This is a genomic window from Streptomyces atratus, from assembly GCF_040655115.1.
Classification (GTDB): domain Bacteria; phylum Actinomycetota; class Actinomycetes; order Streptomycetales; family Streptomycetaceae; genus Streptomyces; species Streptomyces atratus_D.
The window spans coordinates 55,346-75,571 of record NZ_JBFAJH010000009.1 but is presented as its reverse complement, the minus strand read 5'-3'; the positions used below and the strand labels follow the sequence as shown (position 1 = coordinate 75,571).

Here is a 20,226-nt window from a genome sequence, read left to right as displayed (position 1 = left end):
CTATGGCGGGCGTGACGCGTGCGTCCGCGCCCGCCTGCGGTGAGGCGATCGCCCGTGCCGCCGCGACCTCCTGGCGCAGCGGCGCCAGTACCCCTCCTCGTCGCCCGGCAGCTCGGTCCGTACGCTCACCAGGTCCTCGCTGGCCCGCAGTCCCTCCGCCAGTTCCCGCAGCTGCTGCTGGATCTCGGTCACCTCCTCGGGCTCCGGTTCCGGTGCGCCGTGGCGACCCGGACCCGTGCCGCCGTCGCCGCGTCCACGATCCGCTCGTCCACGGAGACCAGCGAGGTCAGCGTCTGGGCCAGGCCGATGCAGAGGGCCAGCCGCAGCCCGTACCGCCAGGACGTCCCGGAGAACAGCACGGTCCGGGTCGCCCGCCGCATCCGTACTCCCGGCGCGGCGGGGCGTCCGAGCCGGTCGCCGCCGTGGTACGGATCGACGTCGGCGTTGTGCACGACGGCCGCCGCGTGGCGCAGCGCGCTGTCCACGGCCCAGGTGGCGGGCGCGTCGGGCGCGGGCAGCTCCGGTTCGGCGCCGCCGGTGCGGCTCTCCTCGACGGCCGCGTACCGCCGCCGGGATGGCGTCGGGCAGCCGGTACCGCCGCACATGCACCGCGGGCGCCGCCCGACGAGCGGAGCGGGATGACCACATTGAGCTGCGCGAGCAGCCGCACCATCGTGCCGCTGCGGCCGTGGTAGCGGGCCCGGCGGGCGAGGATCAGGTCGTAGGAGGTGTTCAGCGACTGGGTGACGGCCTGCCGGTCGAGCGCGAAGCCGACGGCCAGCGGTCCGGCCATGGCAATGGACGCGCGGACGGCGGCGACCCACGGGATGGGAGCGGACAGTGGTCGGAGCCCGCTCAGCAGCCGGCTCGGTGGCGCGGAACGCTTCCGTTCCGCCTCCGCCTCCGGCAACGGGCTCCCCCTGCGATGACGTGCGGTCAGCTCTGGTAGCCCTCTACTTCGTCGGCCGGCCGGACCCTCGCCGCGTTCGGGTCGCCGCCGAACTCGCTGAGGGCGCGACGCTGCCGCAGCAGGTCCCAGTACTGTTCGAGTTGGACCTCCACCGTACGCAGGCGTGACTTCTCGTCGGCGGAGAGCCCCATTTCCCGGATGGATCGGTCGCGAAGGGTCCGCTCCTCGGAGATCAGCCCGCCGATGTTGTCGATGATCTCCTGCTCGTCCATGCCGCCTCCTTTCGGATTCTTCTGAACGCGGGTCGGAGTGCGAACAGGGTCTTGCCGCGGGCGCCGCCCGTGCGGTTCCGGTCGAGCGCCTGCGGGGCCTTCTCCAGCGGGAGTTCGATGTCGATGGGCACCGTGAGCACGCCCTCCAGGGCTCCCGTGGCCAGGATGTCGAGCAGCACGGGTGTCGGTTCGAGGCGGAAGTCGATACCGCTGACACCGGTGGCAAGGGCGGCCCGCCCGGCGACGCCCCGCGTGGAGACGGCCACGCCCCCGGCCCGTACCAGCGCCGCATGTGCCACGAAGCCGTCCGGGGTGGTGGACACCAGGTCGACGAGCGCGTCGATGCCTTCCGGGCACGCCTCCCGTACCGCCGTTTCGAGCGGACGGGCCGTCGTGTCGATCGTGACGGTGGCGCCGAGCGCCCCCATCCGCCTGTGCTCGTCACCGCGCACCGCGGCGAGGACGCGCAGGTCCCGGGCGGACGCGAGCTGGGTCAGACAGCTGCCGACGCCGCCCGCCGCCCCGATGATGAGCAGACTCTCGTGGCCGCGGAGCACCGCGGTCTCCAGGAGCTGCGCCGCGGCCATACCGGCGGACGGCAGCGCCGCAGCGGTCCGGAGCGGGAGACCGTCCGGGACCAGAGCGATCGCGGAGTCCTGCGGGACGGACACGTAGTCGCAGTACGTGCCCGCGCCGGCCCGCGATCCGCTCACCCGGCCGAAGACCTCGTCGCCGACCCGGAAGGGGCTCTCGCCGCTGCCGATCATGTCCACCCGGCCCGCGTAGTCCACGCCGACGACCAGCGGGAACACCGGCTCCGCGGCCCCTTCCGAGGCGTCGTCCGCGGTCTGCCAGTCGCACGGGTTGAGCGCGGCGTACTCGATCCTCACCCGTACCTCGTCGGCCCGGGGGTCCGGCTTGGGCAGTTCGATCAGTGAAGGGGCGGCCCGGAACGTGCTGACGGCTATGGCTCGCATGCGGAAGACCTCTCAGTCGACCTCGACGGTCACGCAGTCCTGGACTCCACTCTTGCCCGGTCCGCCCGCCGCCGCACGCCGAACCGTGTGCGGCGGCGCGCGCTCAGCCGGCGTGCACGTCGAGCGCGACGAGGAGCGCCCGGTGGTCCGGTGCCGTCGAGGCGCAGGAAGCGGGCGGACCGGACCGAGAACTCGTCGCTGACGAGCACATGGTCGATCTGGGTGCGCAGTGGAGTGGAGCGGTCCGCGGGCCAGGAGTACGTAGGGGAGGCGCCGGCGACGCGGGCGCTGCCGTGGAGGCTGCCCGCGTGCTGGTCACAGGGGGCGGGCCTCTCGCAGGGACCGGGCAGGGGCTGCCCGGTCCCTCTCCCGGGCGGGGCGGGCCGGATCACGCCGATACGGCGGATTCCCGCCCCGCCCACACCCGCGCGACCACCGCGCACAGCGCCACCGTCAGCGCCGTACCGAGGACGATCCACACCGTCGTACGGAGCGAAGCCGTCAGCGCGTCGTACACCGCTGCCGCCGCGTCGTGGTCGCTGCCCGGCACCCCCGCCAGCACCCGGTTCCGGGCGATCGCGATCACCGCGCGCAGCACCAGCGCGCCGAGGGCGAATCCGAGCCCGACGAGCGCCGTGGCCGTCAGGGCGGCACGGGCGGCGCCCCGGCGTTCCGAGCGGCCGCGCACCGCCGCGAAGGCCACGGACGCGAGTGCGAACAGCACGGTCCCGACGGCGGGCCAGATGCTGCCGTCCCGGAGCAGGCGGAAGGTGTGGCGCAGCTGGTCGGCGCGGTCGGCGGAGATCAGCGTGATCTCGGTGTGCTGGACCGGGATGCGGTCGGCGAGCGGCACCCCGTTGTCCAGCAGATTCTGTTTGACCTGCTCCGACACCGGTGCCAGGTCGATGGTCACCGCCTCGCCGGTGTTCCCGTTCAGTGCGGCGGTGACCGCCTTGTGGGCGGTGCGGTTGGCGGCGTCCCAGGCGGTACGGAAGGCATCCGTGGTGGTGAACGACCGCACCGCGTCGGACAGGAAGCCCCGCACGGTGTCCTGGAGCGGCCCTGCGTCGATCTGCTTCATCGCCTCGTCGGTGATCAGACCGGCCACGATGGCCTGCACATCGGGGTCGGAGGCGAGCGGCTCCACCGCGGCGACGTACCGGTCCGTGTTGTCGATCTCCAGATCGACCCAGGCGGCCAGCGCACTCAGCGGGACGAGGACGGCGAGCAGCACAAGCAGCACCGTCGACAACGTCACCGAGAGAGAGGTTCGCACCCCTCAAGGGAATCCCGGACGGCAGCGGTGCGCCCCGGGCCCTGCGCCATTCGAGTTGCCGGGCCCCACGGCCGGGTGTGCCCTGGAGTGAACAGGGGGCGACGGAAGGAGCTCTCGTGACCACACACGCTTCTACGCCGACGCACCGCCGCAGGAGGGCGCGTACCCAACGCCCCAGCACGCTCAGCTGGGCCATGCCCGTCACCCTGGGTGTGATCGGGGGCTGGTGGGCGACGTCCATCGTGCGCGGCGGCGGTGTGCTCACCGGCACGCAGCTTGCGCTCGGCCTGATCTCCGGCGCCGTGCTGGCGGCGCTCTGCTACGGCCTCGGCCGGGTACAGAAGCGGCTGCCGACGGGGACCAAGGCCACCGCGTACGGCGTGCTGTTCGGCGGTACGGTCGGCTTCCTTTACAGCCTGTCCGACAAGAGCGTGCTGGCGTGCGCCGTCCTGGCCCTGGTGACCGGATTCGGCATGTGGGTGTGCGCCTTCTACGTGTTCCACGTGACGGAGGACTGACGCCGCGCCCTCCGTTCTCCCCCTTCACGACCACAGTCCCCGGCCGGTGCGGCGGGCGGCCAGGACCGCACGACACACGTCGTCGCGGACGTGGTGGAGCCTCAGGAAGGGGGCAAGGAGAGGGGCGGCCCCGAACGGGGCCGCCCCTCTCCTTCGTTCTTCACGCTCAGTCGGTCAGTCGCGGACGACCGTCACCGGGCACGGCGCGTGCTGGGTGACGTGGAGGCTGACCGAGCCGAGCAGGGTCGCCTTGAAGCCGCTGTATCCGCGCGCCCCGACGACCAGCAGGTTCGCGCCCTTCGCGCGGTCCAGCAGGGCCTGCGCCGGGTTGCCGATCACCACGATCTTGCTGACCGCGGCCGCGCCCTCGGCGCCGAGGGCCTCCTCCAGCGCCTCGGTGAGCGAGACGATCGCCAGGGCCTGCGGATCGAAGTCCTCCGGCATGCCCGGCATCATGGACGCCCAGCTGGTCGCGGGGTACTCCCAGCTGTTGACGGCCTCCACCGAGTCACCGGTCAGCTCGGCCTGGCGTACGGCCCAGTGCAGCGCCTTGATCGACGACTCGGAGCCGTCCACGCCCACCACGATCCTGCCCATCTCTGCCTCCAGCTCGGTTCAGCTCACATCTGCGGACACACCTCACGGTGCGCCTTTGCGGGTAACTGTAATCAAACCGGGCGGGTCCACCCCGTCCGGGCAGCGGCAGGTCAGTCCAGCCGCAGGTCGGCGAGCTGCTGCTCGAACGGCACCACTTCGTCGTCGAGCCCCGGTGCCCTGGACGCCCCGGAGACCGCCCGGCCGCCCGCGATCATCCCCGCGAGCTCGCCGCCCGCGCGCCGGATCCGGGACGGCAGCCCCTCGGTGTACTCGTCGCCGGATGAGCCCCAGTCCTCCGACGCCGCGTACACGGACGTCGGTACGACGGTGGCCCGCAGGTAGGCGAAGAGCGGCCGCATCGCGTGTTCCAGGACGAGCGAGTGCCGGCCGGTGCCGCCGGTCGCCGCGATGAGGACGGGCTTGCCGGTCAGCGCCGTGTTCTCGATCAGGTCGAAGAACGACTTGAACAGTCCGCTGTACGAGGCGGTGAAGACCGGCGACACGGCTATCAGGCCGTCCGCCGCCGTCACCGCGTCGATCGCCTCGTTCAGCGCCCGCGGCGGGAACCCCGTCACCAGGTGGTTCGCGATGTCGACGGCCAGGTCGCGCAGCTCGATCACCCGGACCTTCACGGGCCGGTCCTGCTCGGTGGCCAGCCGCTCCCGGGCGGCGGCCGCCAGCCGGTCGGCCAGCAGCCGGGTCGACGACGGCTGGCTCAGCCCCGCGGAGACGGCGACGATCTTCAGAGCCTCGTTCTGCATGGTGGGTCAGATCTCCTTCGTGCGCGCGGCGACGGCCGGGTGGGCGGGGGCGGATTCCGGCACTCCGGCCGGCCGCAGGTTGGCGAACTCCTTGCGCAGTACCGGGACGACCTCCTCGCCGAGGATGTCGAGCTGCTCCAGGACCGTCTTCAGCGGGAGTCCCGCGTGGTCCATCAGGAACAGCTGGCGCTGGTAGTCGCCGACGGCGTCACGGAACGACAGGGTCCGTTCGATGACCTCCTGCGGGGAGCCGACGGTCAGCGGCGTCTGCTGCGAGAAGTCCTCCAGGGAGGGGCCGTGCCCGTAGACCGGCGCGTTGTCGAAGTACGGGCGGAACTCCCGTACCGCGTCCTGCGAGTTCTTCCGCATGAACACCTGGCCGCCGAGACCGACGATGGCCTGCTCGGCGGTGCCGTGTCCGTAGTGCGCGTACCGCTGCCGGTAGAGGTCCACCATCTTCTTGGTGTGCTCGATGGGCCAGAAGATGTTGTTGTGGAAGAACCCGTCGCCGTAGTACGCGGCCTGCTCCGCGATCTCCGGGGAGCGGATGGAGCCGTGCCAGACGAACGGCGGGACGCCGTCCAGCGGGCGCGGGGTCGCGGTGAAGGACTGCAGGGGCGTACGGAACCTGCCCTCCCAGTCGACGACGTCCTCCCGCCACAGCTTGTGCAGCAGGGCGTAGTTCTCGATGGCGAGCGGGATGCCCTGGCGGATGTCCTTGCCGAACCACGGGTAGACCGGCCCGGTGTTGCCGCGCCCCATCATCAGGTCGACCCGGCCGTCCGCGAGGTGCTGCAGTGTCGCGTAGTCCTCGGCGATCTTCACCGGGTCATTGGTGGTGATCAGCGTCGTGGACGTCGACAGGATCAGGTTCTCGGTGCGGGCGGCGATGTAGCCGAGCGTGGTCGTCGGCGAGGACGGGACGAACGGCGGGTTGTGGTGCTCGCCGGTCGCGAAGACGTCCAGGCCCACTTCCTCGGCCTTCAGGGCGATCGCGAGGGTCGCCTTGATCCGCTCGTGCTCGGTCGGTGTCCTGCCGGTGGTGGGGTCGGTGGTGACGTCTCCGACGGTGAAGATCCCGAACTCCATGGCGCCCGCCTCCGTGAGGGGTAATGGTTGAACCTTGAACTACTTGGTCCCACCCTACAACGGGGCGCCCCCTCTCCCTATTCCGTCGTCCGGGGCGGAGACCCCGGCGGTGCGTACTCTGGACGGAGAGACTTGCCGGGAACACGCCGGCACGAAGGAGGCAGGGCCCATGAGCGAGAGCGAGAGCTGGAAGGAGCGCGGCGTCGCGCTGCGCGTCTTCGTCTACGTCTTTGCCACGCATCTCTTCGCGGGCTTCGTCTACCTGCTGTTCTACGTGGGCGAGCACGCCCACAAGTGAGCCGCTCGACGGGCTGAACGCGTACGGGACCTCGCGCGGCATCCGATCCTGTCCCGTACGGGAAGCGGCACGGTCCCGGCAAGGCCGTGTGGACGGAGCTTGGCCGCGTTACACTCGGCCCATGACCTCCGTACCGTGCCGAAACTGGTGGCGCTCCACTTAGGAGCGGCCGCCTCATCTGCACGGAACCAGGGCCGTTCGATACGGACGGCCCTTTTTCTCTGCCCATACGGGTACGGATGCCGCTCCCGGCGGGCCGTCCTCCACGCAACCAGCACCCGCGAGGAGAGACCATGACCACCGCCGCCACACCCGTCACCGCACCCGTCACCAGCCCCGCCCAGCGCCGCAGTGCCGAGCTGGAGCAGCAGATCCAGCAGGATCCCGGGCGGTTCCGGGTGATGACCGGGGACCGGCCCACCGGGGCGCTGCACCTCGGGCACTACTTCGGGACCCTCCACAACCGCGTCCGGCTCCAGGACCTCGGCGTGGACGTCTTCGTGATCATCGCCGACTACCAGGTGCTCACCGACCGGGACGTCGCCGACCGGCTCACCGAGCACATGGAGGGGATGCTGCTGGACTACCTGGCCATCGGTATCGACCCGGCCCGCACCACGATCTTCAACCACAGTGCCGTGCCCGCGCTGAACCAGCTGATGCTGCCGTTCCTCAGCCTCGTCTCCGTCGCCGAGCTGAACCGTAATCCCACGGTCAAGGACGAGATCGCGCACTCCCGGCAGTCCGCCGTCAGCGGGCTGATGTTCACCTATCCCGTGCATCAGGCCGCCGACATCCTGTTCTGCAAGGGCAACCTCGTCCCCGTCGGGCAGGACCAGTTGCCGCACCTCGAAGTGACCCGGAGCGTCGCCCGGCGCTTCAACGAGCGGTACGGGGCGGTCTTCCCGGAACCGGACGCCCTGCTCTCCGCCGCCCCCCTCCTGCTCGGCACCGACGGCGGCAAGATGAGCAAGAGCCGGGGCAACTCCATCGTGCTCGGGGCCACTGCGGACGAGACCGCCCGGCTGATCCGCGGGGCGAAGACGGACACCGACCGGCACATCACGTACGAACCGGAGACCCGGCCCGAAGTGTCGGGGCTCGTCCTCCTCGCCGCGCTCTGCCTCGACCGCGATCCGTACGAGGTCGCGGAGGAGATCGGAGACGGTGGTGGCGCCGTGCTCAAACGAACCGTGACGGACGCCGTCAACGAGCGGCTGGCGCCGGTGCGGGCGCGGCGGGCGGAGTACGCGCAGGACATGGCCTACGTACGGTCGGTCCTGCGGACCGGCAACGAGCGTGCCAACGCCGTGGCCGAGGCCACGCTGGCGGAGGTGCGGGGGGTGATGGGCGGCGTGCTGTAGCGGAACCCGGCTCCGTCCTCCCGCGGTGACGCGCTCGCCGTCCTCACCCACGGCGGCTCGCTCACCACGGCGCTGAGCGTCCACATATCCGCGGCGTCGGCCGTTCTGCTGCTCACTGAGCGACCGGCCGAGCGACCCGCCGGGCGCTCGGCGGAGCGCCCGGCGGATGCGGCCCAGCCAGGTCCTGTCGTCCGACGTTCGCGCCTCGCTCCCGTCACCCACGAGCGGAGGCCGGCCGCGCCGGGTCCCCCGCACGACAGGGCGTCCACGCTCCCGATGGGAGACATCACACCAGCAGGAGACCGCCGCACCGTTCGGCGCCGTCCTTCATCGCGATCAGATTGGCCTGCACGTAGGAGATGTTGTTCCTGGAGTGCCAGTCGGTCGGGAAGTAGGTGACCAACCGTGAGCGCTGGAACCGGGCCCGGATTTCCGGTACGAAGGCGCGGTACTGGTCGTCGGTGTAGTACCAGAACGAGTTCTCGTTGTAGTAAGCGACATGCGTCGGGTCCTGGTAGGCGCCCCGGCCGTCGGAGCTGGGGGTCCGGGAAAGGAGCATGCCGCCCGGGGCCAACAGGCGGTACAGCTCGTTGATCAGCGGAATCTTCGCCGGCACGTGCTCCAGGAAGTCCACTGCCCGGACCAGGCCGACCGAGTCGTCGGGGAGGTCCAGCGGCCCGGGCAGCGTCGCGACGATGTCGACGCCGTCCCTCGGGTACTGGTCCACTCCCAGGTAGCCGGGCGGCTTGCGGTGCGCGGCGCCGAGGTCCAGCGCGAGGAGCCCGCGCCGCTTGGTCCAGGCGAGCGCGTTGACCTCCACATATTTGTCGTACAGGGCGACCGTCTCGCGCTGGATGTGCGCGTTGATTTCGGTATCACGCTGGGTGTTGTGAGGGTGCTGCCGCTGCAGATACAGGCAGCGAGGGATCAGGTGGAAGTCACCCAATTGGAAGAGACGGCACATCAAGTCCTGGTCGTCCAGCACCGTGCGCGTGGCATCGTATCCACCGACCTGCTCGTACGCGCCCTTACGGAACGCCCGCACATGGTTGGGGGCGTACCAGATGTACGAGACGTTGTGCGGTGTCGGCGCCATGGAGACGGCCTGCAGGAGCTGACGGCCGTCGACATCCACCTCCTCGTACTGCCAGCCGTGCGCCTCGTTGAACCGCGAGTCGTCCCGGCCTCCGTCCTCGGTGATCTGAGCGGTATGGCTGTAGACGAAGACGACGCCGGGATTCTCGTCGAAAGCCTTCGACAGTTCCGCCAGGCAGTCCTTCGCCAGCAGGTCGTCGTGGTCGAGCTCGACGAGGATCTCTCCGCGTGCCAGTTCGCAGGCGCGGCGCTTGGCCGCTCCGACGCCCGCGACGTTGTCCGCGATCTCTACCCGGACACGGTCATCGGGCTTTTCGGGCCGCCAGCGCGCGCCGTTGTTGAGGAGCACGACCCATTCCCAGTCGGAGTGGGTCTGCGCCTGCAGGGTCGCGAGGCATTCGTCCAGGAATCGCGGTCGATGGCTGGGGGTGAAGACAGAGAACTTCGGGGTCGAGGGGGAAGTCATCTTTTGGTACCTGCCTGAGTGGCTGTCGGTGCTGGGCTCGCGGGTTTCCGGAACTGTTCCGGGACGAGCTGTCGGAGCGAAGGGTCGACTCGGACGGCGAGGCCGAAGGCGTCCTCGGCCTCGCCGTCACGGCCCTTCTTCTTCAAGGCCTGTCCAAGGTGCAGATAGGCCGTGGCGGCCTTCGGGTTGGCGCCCACGATGTGCTGCAGGATTTCGATCGCCTGACCGGTGTCGTTCGACCCGATCAGGATCGCCTTGTTGTAGAGGGCCGATTCGAAATCCGGATCGATCTTCAGCGCCTTGTCGTAAGCCGCGCGGGCGTCGGCCGTCCTGTTGTCGTGCTGGGCGACGACGCCGAGGTTGTACCAGGCGAGCTTGTTGGCGGGATCCAGGTCCAGGACCTGTCTGAAGCTACGTGTCGCCCCAGAGAAATCCTTGTTCCCGCCCTGCTTGATGCCTGCTTGGAGCAGTCGCTCCACCTTCGGAACGAACGTGGCCGCGGGCCCCGATCCAGCCCTGGGTGTGGTCGTGGAGACCCCTGTGGGCAGGTGAACCCAACCGGTCACCACGTTGGCGGCGACGACCGTTGCTGCGAGTCCGGTCCACAGTCCCATTCGCTTTTTCACGGGGCTTTACCTCATCGGTTCGGTAACGCTAATGAGTCGGCCGACAGGGCCACGTACGGGGTCGCTGTGCGGCCGGCGCCCTGGGCGTCGTCCGCACAGTTGGCCGTGAGCCCCGGCCAGGCTCACGGCCCGGGGGTCACGGTGTGCAGACCACGTATGCGGTGACAGGTTGTGGACTGGACGTGCTGACCTGCCAGCCAGTGGCCGGAGAACCCCCGACAGGACCGTTCATGACGCGGGTGCCTGTAACCGCGCCCTGGTAGCCGCCGCCCGTCGCGAATTTGCCGGGGGGGCACGAGACAACGACGTCGCCTGTTACGGAGGTACCCGTGACGACCTCGCTCTGCGCCCCGGAGCTCGGGCCCTGGGCGCCCTGGAAACCCTGACTGCCCTGGAGGCCTTGGAAGCCCTGGCCGCCCTGGATGCCCTGGGCTCCTTGGGATCCGGTGATGCCCTGGAAGCCCTGGGGTCCTGCGGCGCCCGTTTCGCCCGGGTCGCCCTGGTTGCCCTGGTTGCCCTGGTTGCCCTGGCCGCCCTGGTTGCCCTGGATTCCCTGGATTCCCTGGTCGCCTTGGAAGCCCTGGTTGCCCTGGATTCCCTGGTCACCTTGGCCGCCCTGGTTGCCCTGGATTCCCTGGTCACCCTGGTTGCCCTGGTTGCCCTGGAAGCCTTGGAAGCCCTGGTTGCCCTGGTTGCCCTGGTTGCCCTGGATTCCCTGGTCGCCCTGGTTGCCCTGGATGCCTTGGACTCCCTGGTCGCCCTGGAAGCCTTGGAAGCCTTGGAAGCCCTGGTTGCCCTGGTCGCCCTGGTCACCCTGGTTGCCCTGGATTCCCTGGTTGCCCTGGATTCCCTGGAGGCCCTGGTCTCCCTGGTCGCCTTGGAAGCCCTGGTTGCCCTGGATTCCCTGGTCGCCCTGGATTCCCTGGTTGCCCTGGATTCCCTGGATTCCCTGGTCGCCCTGGTCACCCTGGTTGCCCTGGTTGCCCTGGAAGCCTTGGAAGCCCTGGTTGCCCTGGATTCCCTGGTCGCCCTGGATTCCCTGGTTGCCCTGGATTCCCTGGAGGCCCTGGTCTCCCTGGTCGCCTTGGAAGCCCTGGTTGCCCTGGATTCCCTGGTCGCCCTGGAAGCCCTGGTTGCCCTGGATTCCCTGGATTCCCTGGTCGCCCTGGTCACCCTGGTTGCCCTGGTTGCCCTGGAAGCCTTGGAAGCCCTGGTTGCCCTGGATTCCCTGGTCGCCCTGGTTGCCCTGGATGCCTTGGACTCCCTGGTCGCCCTGGAAGCCTTGGAAGCCCTGGTTGCCCTGGTTGCCCTGGTTGCCCTGGTCGCCCTGGTTGCCCTGGTTGCCCTGGTTGCCCTGGATTCCCTGGTCGCCCTGGTTGCCCTGGATGCCTTGGACTCCCTGGTCGCCCTGGAAGCCTTGGAAGCCCTGGTTGCCCTGGTCACCCTGGTTGCCCTGGATTCCCTGGTTGCCCTGGTTGCCCTGGTTGCCCTGGATGCCTTGGACTCCCTGGTCGCCTTGGAAGCCTTGGAAGCCTTGGATTCCCTGGATTCCCTGGTCGCCTTGGAAGCCCTGGTTGCCCTGGTTGCCCTGGATTCCCTGGTCGCCCTGGTCACCCTGGTTGCCCTGGATGCCCTGGAGGCCCTGGTCTCCCTGGTCGCCTTGGAAGCCCTGGATTCCCTGGAAGCCCTGGAAGCCCTGGTTGCCCTGGTTGCCCTGGTTGCCCTGGATCCCCTGGATCCCCTGGTCGCCCTGGAAGCCCTGGTCACCCTGGTCGCCCTGGTCGCCCTGGTTGCCCTGGATTCCCTGGATTCCCTGGATGCCCTGGTCACCCTGGTTGCCCTGGATGCCCTGGATTCCCTGGTCGCCCTGGTCGCCCTGGGGCCCCTGTGCTCCGGTGTCGCCCTGGGGCCCCTGGGGGCCTCGTCTGCCCGGGTGTCCCTGCGGGCCTCGGTTCCTGTGACGGCTGTCGTCGCGATCGGCCGTCGACAATGTACGGGGACCCGGATCGGCACTCATGGCGCCGTTCGGGCCTGGCACCCCAAGTGCGTAATCGACTGCGGGCTTCTCGATCGCGTCGGCCATAGCCGCCGTCGACGAAGCGACGTTGACGATCAGGCCAAGTGTCCCCGCGGCGGAAAGCATGGTGACGGTTTGGACCCAAGATCTGCGAAGCGACTGACGTTTCACACCGGAACCTTCCTGAAGAACTGAAAGCGAATACCCGGGCATGCGCAAATTCTTGGGCGCGCACCGGTATGTCGCGTTGGCTTGTTGGATGGATTGAGTATGCACCCACCGTGTTATGTGCCATGCCAACTCGCCGTGCAGTGATCCACTTTCACCATACCGGCCAGGAAATCGGAACGGTGGGCCCTGATCGAGGGGCAATAGCGAATTTGCCTGCTTCTTCGACGGGAGGGCGAACTCGCATGCGGGGGGTGATGATTGGTGCGCTGTCCGGATAGAACGTTCTGACGGTCGGATGAATTGACCTCGTCAGGGATCCGCAGAAGGTCCAGCTGCCGGCTGGAGGGTCACAGGGGGTGCGGCTGGGCCGGCCAGTCGGTGGCCTGTCGGCCGCTATTGTTGAAAGGCGTTGTAACCGGAGCTGGTTATCGAGTGTGGTGTCGATCGGTATTCCGCTGATTCCTGGCCATTGCGGGTCGGAAAAGCGGACGGCGAATCATAGTTTCACAACATTACCTATTCGAGTGTCGAGAAAAACCTCGCACCGGTGGGCTCGTCATCCGAGCACACCTTTGTCGCGGCGAAATGTCCACGAGGTGGAGACGGCGGACGCGGTGCTGCCCGGCCGCCATGCGGTCCGAGCCGTTGCCGACCAGCTCGATGACATTTCCTAACGCGATGTCACTGCACGCCGTCTGCGGAGAAGTTCCGCGAGTCCGCGCCGGGTGGCCGCGATCACCACGCGGTCCTCGGCGCGCAGCACGTACCCCGGGTGCAGGTTCCAGACCAGGCCCGACGGGCGCTCGAGAGAAGCCGGTGCGACCGTCGTCAGGTCGGGGCGGCGGTCCTCGCGCGGGGTCGCGTCCAGGGCCAGCACCCGCCATGCCCCCGCACGGAACGCCTGCTCGACCGTCCGGCCCTCCAGTTGCGGGTGGCCCGCCACCTCGATCGCGGCGAACAGCATCACCTTCCGCTCGACCGGGATCGCACCCAGGATCTGCCGTCCCATCATCGCGACGGCGAAGGACGGGGCGGCCAGATGGGAGACGGACCGGGATCGGGTCAGAGCCTGCGGGTGGGCGGTGCGCAGGGTGCGGTAGACGGCGGTGGCGAACTCGTCGTCGAAGAGGCGCAGTGCCACCCGCAGATCGGGCTTGACCGAGCGGGCGTAGAGCGCCGCCTCCAGGTTGGTGGTGTCGATACTGGTCAGGGCGAGAAGGGCGCGGGAGCGCTGGATCTTCGCGGCTTCCAGGACGCCCTCCTGGGTGACGTCCCCGAGGACGACGGGTACGTGCAGCCGCCGGGCCACCGGGATGCCGCGCGCGTCCGGGTCGTCCTCCACGCACACCACGGGGATGTCGAGCTCGCGAAGCCGGACCAGCACCCTCGTACCGATCTTGCCGAGCCCCAGCAGCACCACATGGCCGGAGAGGCCGCGCGGCGGGCGGCGCAGGGACGACGCCGTACGCAGGGAGCCGAACGCTTCGAGGACGCCCGCCACCAGCAGCGGCAGCAGCATCAGTCCGGCGATTCCGGAGAGCAGCTGGATGATCTGCCGCGCGGTGGGATCGCCGATGGCCGGGTCACCCATCCCGAAGAGGTCGAGCAGGGTCAAGTACGCGGCGTGCAGGGGGTGGTCGCCCGTGGTGAGGGTGGAGGCGACGGCGAGGGCCACGACCGCCGAGCCGACACCCAGCGCCGACCAGCGCAGACGGCGCGAGAAGATCTGGCTCAGCGGGGCGCTTCGGCCCCCCATGCGCAGCGTCGGACCGTCCGGTGCGGCCTCGCGGATGGCTTCCAGGACCACCGTGCCGCGCCCGGTCGCCGCGGCCACCTGCTCGTGATCGGGCAGGAGTTGGGGCCCTTCGGCGCCGCTGCTGTCGGATCCCTCGGCGCCCGCCGGGTCGTGGGTGGTGGAGGAGAGCAGAGCGAGCGTGCAGAGGCCGGGGTCGGCGACCTCACCCTGCCGGGGCGGGGTGCGTTCGACGGCCCGCAGGAGCAGGCCCTCCGCCTGGACGACCTTGCTGGAACCGGTGAGCGCGGTCGCGGCGAGTGCGGGGGCGGCGGTGTCGGCGTCGGAGAGGACGGTGGTGGACGCGTCCAGTGCCGTGGGGTCGAGTCCGGGGACGGCGACGGCGGCGGCCTGGTCGAGAAGGGTCTCCAGGTACTGGCCGAGCTTGCGGTTGTAGAGCCGGATGACCAGCCGGACACGGGGATTGAGGCGGCGGGCGGTCAGCGCGGCGCGGATGTTGCGCTCGTCGTCGTCGTAGACGAGTGCGAGTGCGGCGGCGGTGTCGACGCCCGCCTCCTCGAAGGCCTCGTCGGAAGGCTCCACAGCCTCCAGGATGCGGACCGCCTCAACGCCTGCGTTGGTGTCGTTGCCGGAGCTGCCGGAGCTGCCGGAGCTGCCGGAGCCGCCGGAGCTGCCGGAGCCGCCGGAGCCGCCGGAGCCGCCGGTGGTCCCGTTGCCGCCGTTTCCCAGGTTGCGGTTCATCGCCGCCGACATCCGGCCGAACAGCGTTGCCGCACGCCCGCGTTGGGTCAGCGGCAGCTCAGGCCGTCGGGGATCGCGCCCCGGCGGGAGAAGCAGCGTGACCCGCTCCCCGTAGACGTACCGCAGCTCCACCGCCAGCCGTTGGGCGAGTGCGTCGTCGCCGCAGACGACCATGTGGCCGCCGAGGGGGGAGCGTTGAGGCTGCGGGGGAAGTGTGGACACGAATCCCAGCATGCCTTGCTCACCTCCGGGTGTTCGACTCATTCGGGCCGGTCGGTGATGCCCCGCCCACCGACTCCAGGTACCTGTGACCCTTCCGACGCCCGGACGATCGCCGCCTCGACCGCCGCGATCCGGTCGGCGAGCAGGCCCAGCGCCGCGACCGCCCGCGAGACGGCGTCTGCGCTGCTCGAATGGGGCCGAGAGGCCGGGGAAGCGCTGTCCGGGCCGCCGAGTGCCTGGGTGCGTACGTACGAAGCGGTGATCGCCGCCCATCGGTCCGCCTGCTCGGCGGTGAGGGTGCCACGCAGGGCCGCCAGTTTCAGGAGGTTGGACTCGGCGCCGGTGGTGAGTGTCTGGGCCTCGCCCGCGTAGTGGTCGTCGATGACGGCGGCCAGTTCGGCGTCGTTCATCACGGGCACGATCCGCTCGGCGATCTTGTTCATGTTGCGGTACGAGCCCTGCAGCCGGAAGGGCGGTTCGGTGCGCGTCGCGTCGGTCCGGGCGGCTGAGGCGATGTACGCGGCGTTCACGGCGAGAACGGTGTCGCGGGCGGTCACGAGGTGACGCAGGACCGCGGTGATCCTGTCCAGCTCGGCGGGGGTGTACGGGTGGTCGAGGTGGTCCGCGCGCGTCGAGGGGTCTGTGCCGCAGGCCAGGCGGACGAGTAGCGCGAGGTCCTCGCGGGAGCGGCCGGCGAGGGGGGCCAGCACCGGGTTGGCGGTCAGCGCGTTCTCGATGAAGCTCAGCGCGAAGACGTCGTCGCGGCCGCTCAGCACCTCGCCCAGGTTCCACACGTCGGCCCGGTTCGCGAGCATGTCCGGGATTTGGAACTGTTCGCCGGACTCGGTGTACGGGTTGCCCGCCATGCACACCGCGAACCGCTTGCCCCGCAGGTCGTAGCTGCGCGGCTCGCCGTTCCGTACGCCCTCGATGCGGCGGGTGGCGTCACAGAGGGGGATGAACTTTTGGAGGAGTTCGGGTGACGTGTGCTGGATGTCGTCCAGGTAGAGGAGCGTGTTGTTGCCCGCCTCCAGCGCGAAGTTGATCTTCTCGACCTCTCGACGGGCGGTCGCGCTGCGCGCCTGCGCGGGGTCGAGGGAGGTCACGTCGTGGCCGAGCGACGGACCGCTGATCTTGACGAGGACCAGGCCGAGCCGGTCGGCGACGTACTCCATGAGCGTCGTCTTGCCGTAGCCGGGCGGCGAGACGAGCAGCAGCAGGCCTTGTGAGTCGGTGCGCCGGTCGGCGTCGGCCGTGCCGAGCTGCTTGGCGAGGCTGTCGCCGATCAGCGGCAGGTACACCTCGTCGAGGAGCTGATTGCGGACGAACGCGGACATCACGCGCGGCCGGTGGTCGTCGAGCCGCAGCCGGGCGCGTTCGGCGGTGACGAGGGCGGTGCGGCTTCGCTGGTAGGCGCGGAAGCCGGGGACAGTGCTCGCACGGAACCGCTCCGTGCGGGCGAGGAGTTCATCGAGGCGGACGGTCAGCCGGCCGCGGTCGATGCGCGGGTGGGTGCCCAGCAGGCCGTCCACGGTCGCCGAGAGCGGCGCCTCGCAGTCGTAGCGGGTGAGCTCCGGCTCCGGGCAGAGTTCGACGGCGACCGCCTCGGCGAGATCACCGCTCGGGATGTCCGTTCCGCTCGCGGAGGCGTACGAGGTCAGCCAGCCCTCGACGAGCTGGCGGCGCGCGGGGAGGTCGTCGCGGAGGGCGTCCAGATCCTCGTCGTACGCCGACGTGCCGGTCGTGCGGCGGAATTTGTCCAGGAAGGTGCGGGCGGTCGCGTTCGTGACGAACCCGGCGGGCCCGGAGGTCAGCTCCTCGAAGAGGTACGCGGCGGTGGCGTGCCCGTCATCGGTCCCGATCCTGGTTGCCCATTCCTCCTGGAGCGCGCTGATCGCGGGCGCCAGGCCGAACGTCTCACGGGCCCGGGCCAAGGAGGTGGCCCGGCGCGTCCACGAGGCGCGGAGCGCGTCGTCCGTGTCGTGCGTCCAGAAGAGCTGCGCCGCCGCCCGTACGGAGGGCGGGACGCGCAGCAGACCGGCGCCGGCGTGCAGTCGCAGCAGTGTGGTCAGGATGGAGGTGGCGTCCTCGTCGTGGACGCCGCGCTGATATCCCTCGTCGTACGCGGCCGCAGCCGACTCCCGGACAAGCAGGGCAAGTTCGAGTGGTTCGCGCGCGGCCAGCGCGTCCGCGCCGTGCTCGTCCAGGAGGCGGGCGGCGAGGTGTTCGGCGCGGTAGACGGACGGGGACTCCGAGGGCAGCAGCTGGTCCCAGTACGGGCGGGTCGCCTCGAACGCAGGGTCGGTGACGGGCGCCCGGTAGTCGGTTCCGGTGACGGCGAACGCGAGCCGGTCCCCGGACGGCACGAGCGTCAGGTCGAACGGCTGGGTGTTCACTGCGAACCGGTGCCGGCCGAGCCGGATCGTCGCCCCGCCGTCCGCGTACAGTTCGCCGCGGTCGCGCAGGGCCCGCCCCGCCTCCTGGCGGGCCGCCTTCAGCCATCCGTCGAGCTCCTCGGCCCGCACCGGGTCGCCGAGCCCGCGCAGCTCGTCCGCCGTGCGCCGGACCTTGGCGACCATCGGGTCGGACGCGAAGTACGTGTGGACGGCGTCCAGGTCCGGGAGGGCGGACAGACGCCGGGAGACTGTCTCCATGACCCGGGCCGCCGAGTCCGCCAGCCGTTCGGCGCGGCGTGCACGGGCATCCTGCAGCGTCTGCTTACGGGCCGAGAACGCCTCGTACACCTCGGTCCGCCGCTCGGCCAGCTCGGCGAGGAAGTCGTCGTACTCGGCGAACCGGGACTCCAGGTTCTCCAACTGAAGCAGCAGCCACGCCAGTTGTTCGTCGCACGCGTCGGGGGAGTCCGCGGCCGCCAGCGCGCCCGTGACCGCCTGCCCGAGCAGGGCGAACTCGGCGGCGAACTCCGCCCGCCCCTCGTGATCGAGGAGCTCGCGGCGGCGTGCGTCGAGGGTGGCGCGGGCCCGGTTCGCACCGCCGAGGACCTCGGCGATCCGTTCCAGGATCGATGTGCGGACCGTCGCGTCCCCGATGTCGAGCCCGGTGACGACATCGGTGACCGTCGCCAGCCCGTCCGTCATCTCGGTCAGCCGGTCGCCGAGCGCGGTGGCGTCGGCGACGGTGGCGAGCGCGGACGCGTCGGCGGTGAGCTGCTCGATGTCCTGGTGGTAGCCCGTGAACGCGTCGTCCCGGCTCAGGAACGCGACCGCGCGCTGGGCGGCCGAGGCGAGATCGGCGGCGGTGGCCTCCGTCAGCTCGGCGATCCGGTCGGCATCCGCGTACCGCATCTCGCCGAGCGTCGCCAAGTGGCCGTGTGAGCGGCGCAGTTCGGTGATCTGGGAGACCCAGGCGGCGGCCGAGCGCGGGGCTTCGCCGCGGATGCGACGGACGAGCGCGGTGAGGCGGTCCGCCGCCCCGGTGAGCGCGTCGGCGGCCTGCCGGGTCAGCTCCTGCACCGTCTCGAACTCGGCGAGGACCTGCTGTGCGGTGTCGTGGAGGGCCGTCAACGGGTCGTTGAGCGAGCCGAGTTCGGGGTCGGTGAGCCAGTGGTAGCGGTCGGTGGTGCGGATGCAGTCGGCGACCAGCCGGGCGTACACGGCCGTGGTCGGCATGGTCCGCGTCGCGCTGTTCGCCAGGGCGAGACAGTCGGAGATGCCGCGTACCAGATCGGCGTTGCCGACCCGGGCGAGCGGACCCGTCCCGGCCGGGCGGGAGGCGGCATGGGTGTCGGAGACGTACGGGGTCCGCCAGCGCTGCACCGTGTGCACACGGGCCGGCTCGGTCGACGCGGTGTCCTTGAGGAGGACGAGGGTGCCGTCGTCGAGCAGCGCGTGGCCACGGCAGAGCAGCGGGGTGGCGACCTCCTGGCGGATCAGGTTGTAGGGGAGGAGCAGGCCGCGGCCGCCGTCCCGGGAGCGGAAGAGATAGAGGACGTCCTCGCCGTTGGGGGAGCGGACGGCCCCCTCGAAGACCGGGTCGGCGAGCGGCTCTGCCAGGTCGAAGGTCTTGGCGGCGCCGGTGGTGAGGTACGTGCCGCCGGGGAAGATGATCCCCTGGTCCTCCGGCAGGCGGCGGCAGGCGGGCCCGATGGCGTCGAGGCGCTGCACGGTGGAGAGCAGCGTGTTGAAGACCAGGTGACGCCAGGCGTCCTCGTTGTACGGGCGGATCCGCAGCAGGATCAGTGGGCCGACCTCGGCGTACTCGACGTCGGCGTCGGCGAGGGACTGGAGGGGCTCGGCGACCGGCTCCTCGTAGATCCCGTGCGGTGTGTCGGTGTCGTCGGCCGTCTTGACGGTCAGGGTGCCGCCGAGCGTGTCGACGAAGAGCGCGCCGCTGCCGCCGATCGCGATGTGCGGATGGCGGCCGGGGACGTGCGACTCGCGACCCGCTGCGGTCCAGGTGAAGTCGTGCGACGGCGGGAAGACGTGGTCGCGGTCGCCGCGGGCGTCGAGGAACGCGCCGGGCGAGCCGTCCGGGGCGAGCGCCCAGCGCAGTACGCGGATGTCGTCGGCGGTCTCGCCGGTACGGAACACGGCGAGGAGCCGCCCGTCGACGCGGCGGAGGCGGAGCAGGCGGGCGTCGCGGTAGTAGCGGTGCAGGGTGGTGAATTCGCGTACGAAGACTTCGTCGGCGAGGAGGGCGTCCCGGCCCGGTGTCAGGTCGGGTCCGTAGAGGGTGAGTACCTCCCCGACCTCGGCGTCGCCGCGTGCTCCCGGTCCTCGCTCGAAGCCGAACAGCAACTGCCCGCCCACGGCGATGAGATCGCGGGGCACGGAGGGATGCTCCGTACGGGTCTGCTCGGTGGCCAGGAGACTCAGCTGCGTCGAACCGAACTCCTCGCTGCGGCGGGTGTTGAGTGTTCCGGCGCGGTGGGTGAGCTCGGTGGCCTGTGCGGTGAGGCGGCGCCGCAGTACGTCGTAGGTGCCGGCGTCCACGGTGGAGGTGGGGTCGGTGTCCATGCGCACAGCTCCCTGCGAGATGTGGGTCGGGTGGCGCGGCCTCCGGCCGCGCTGTGTCCTCAAGGCCGGACGGGCTTGAAGTGGCCGCCCGCTCGGG

General features: G+C 70.4%; 16 protein-coding genes. 4 read left to right on the top strand and 12 right to left on the bottom strand.

What is annotated here, in order from left to right; genetic code table 11:
- From AB0I23_RS13460 to AB0I23_RS13440, 5 genes are all read right to left on the bottom strand, one after another.
- A complete protein-coding gene (locus AB0I23_RS13460; protein WP_359109370.1) occupies positions 1-192 on the bottom strand; it encodes a hypothetical protein in 192 nt (63 codons plus the stop codon).
- On the bottom strand, positions 189-605 hold the full coding sequence (locus tag AB0I23_RS13455; protein WP_359109369.1) for a hypothetical protein: 417 nt from the start codon (positions 603-605) through the stop codon (positions 189-191). Before AB0I23_RS13455 ends, AB0I23_RS13460 begins: the two co-directional genes overlap by 4 nt.
- 331 nt (positions 606-936) lie before the next feature.
- Complete coding sequence (locus AB0I23_RS13450; RefSeq protein WP_359109368.1) at positions 937-1,182, bottom strand: DUF2630 family protein; 246 nt, start codon at positions 1,180-1,182, stop codon at positions 937-939.
- A complete protein-coding gene (locus AB0I23_RS13445; RefSeq protein WP_359109367.1) occupies positions 1,143-2,159 on the bottom strand; it encodes an NADP-dependent oxidoreductase in 1,017 nt (338 codons plus the stop codon). Before AB0I23_RS13445 ends, AB0I23_RS13450 begins: the two co-directional genes overlap by 40 nt.
- A 388-nt stretch (positions 2,160-2,547) precedes the next feature.
- Positions 2,548-3,435 (bottom strand): hypothetical protein, encoded by an 888-nt coding sequence (locus AB0I23_RS13440; protein WP_359109366.1) that lies wholly within the window; start codon positions 3,433-3,435, stop codon positions 2,548-2,550.
- A 116-nt stretch (positions 3,436-3,551) separates the two neighbouring features.
- Here AB0I23_RS13440 and AB0I23_RS13435 point away from each other — a divergent pair, with 116 nt between their 5' ends.
- Positions 3,552-3,953, top strand: coding sequence for a hypothetical protein (locus AB0I23_RS13435; RefSeq protein ID WP_359109365.1), 402 nt, complete (start codon positions 3,552-3,554; stop codon positions 3,951-3,953).
- A 174-nt stretch (positions 3,954-4,127) separates the two neighbouring features.
- On the opposite strand, the gene AB0I23_RS13430 is transcribed toward AB0I23_RS13435, so the two are convergent.
- The 3 genes from AB0I23_RS13430 to AB0I23_RS13420 all read right to left on the bottom strand — a co-directional run bounded on the left by AB0I23_RS13430 (position 4,128) and on the right by AB0I23_RS13420 (position 6,400).
- The gene (locus AB0I23_RS13430; RefSeq protein WP_327245493.1) at positions 4,128-4,550 is read right to left on the bottom strand and encodes a universal stress protein; all 423 of its coding nucleotides are present in this window, start codon (positions 4,548-4,550) and stop codon (positions 4,128-4,130) included.
- A gap of 110 nt (positions 4,551-4,660) precedes the next feature.
- Entirely contained in the window at positions 4,661-5,311 is a 651-nt protein-coding gene (locus tag AB0I23_RS13425; RefSeq protein ID WP_359109364.1) for an FMN reductase, read from the bottom strand.
- 6 nt (positions 5,312-5,317) lie between these two features.
- Positions 5,318-6,400 carry an LLM class flavin-dependent oxidoreductase gene (locus AB0I23_RS13420; RefSeq protein ID WP_359109363.1) on the bottom strand — a complete coding sequence of 361 codons (1,083 nt, stop codon included), beginning with the start codon at positions 6,398-6,400 and terminating at the stop codon, positions 5,318-5,320.
- 169 nt (positions 6,401-6,569) lie between these two features.
- Here AB0I23_RS13420 and AB0I23_RS13415 point away from each other — a divergent pair, with 169 nt between their 5' ends.
- Positions 6,570-6,698, top strand: a complete 129-nt coding sequence (locus tag AB0I23_RS13415) for a DUF6126 family protein (RefSeq protein ID WP_234432866.1) — start codon at positions 6,570-6,572, stop codon at positions 6,696-6,698.
- A 293-nt stretch (positions 6,699-6,991) separates the two neighbouring features.
- The gene (gene trpS, locus AB0I23_RS13410; RefSeq protein WP_359109361.1) at positions 6,992-8,062 is read left to right on the top strand and encodes a tryptophan--tRNA ligase; all 1,071 of its coding nucleotides are present in this window, start codon (positions 6,992-6,994) and stop codon (positions 8,060-8,062) included.
- A gap of 286 nt (positions 8,063-8,348) precedes the next feature.
- On the opposite strand, the gene AB0I23_RS13405 is transcribed toward trpS, so the two are convergent.
- Both AB0I23_RS13405 and AB0I23_RS13400 read right to left on the bottom strand, forming a co-directional pair.
- Positions 8,349-9,623 carry a glycosyltransferase gene (locus AB0I23_RS13405; protein WP_359109360.1) on the bottom strand — a complete coding sequence of 425 codons (1,275 nt, stop codon included), beginning with the start codon at positions 9,621-9,623 and terminating at the stop codon, positions 8,349-8,351.
- Complete coding sequence (locus AB0I23_RS13400) at positions 9,620-10,249, bottom strand: tetratricopeptide repeat protein (protein WP_359109359.1); 630 nt, start codon at positions 10,247-10,249, stop codon at positions 9,620-9,622. The genes AB0I23_RS13405 and AB0I23_RS13400 overlap by 4 nt, the downstream gene beginning before the upstream one ends.
- Before the next feature lie 400 nt (positions 10,250-10,649).
- Here AB0I23_RS13400 and AB0I23_RS41670 point away from each other — a divergent pair, with 400 nt between their 5' ends.
- Positions 10,650-12,461, top strand: coding sequence for a hypothetical protein (locus AB0I23_RS41670; RefSeq protein WP_436846929.1), 1,812 nt, complete (start codon positions 10,650-10,652; stop codon positions 12,459-12,461).
- 646 nt (positions 12,462-13,107) lie between these two features.
- Here the strand turns inward: AB0I23_RS41670 and AB0I23_RS13385 are convergent.
- On the bottom strand, positions 13,108-15,165 hold the full coding sequence (locus tag AB0I23_RS13385; protein WP_359109358.1) for an NAD-binding protein: 2,058 nt from the start codon (positions 15,163-15,165) through the stop codon (positions 13,108-13,110).
- A 26-nt stretch (positions 15,166-15,191) separates the two neighbouring features.
- Complete coding sequence (locus AB0I23_RS13380; protein WP_359109357.1) at positions 15,192-20,129, bottom strand: DNA repair ATPase; 4,938 nt, start codon at positions 20,127-20,129, stop codon at positions 15,192-15,194.
- Between the last annotated feature and the right edge of the window lie 97 nt (positions 20,130-20,226).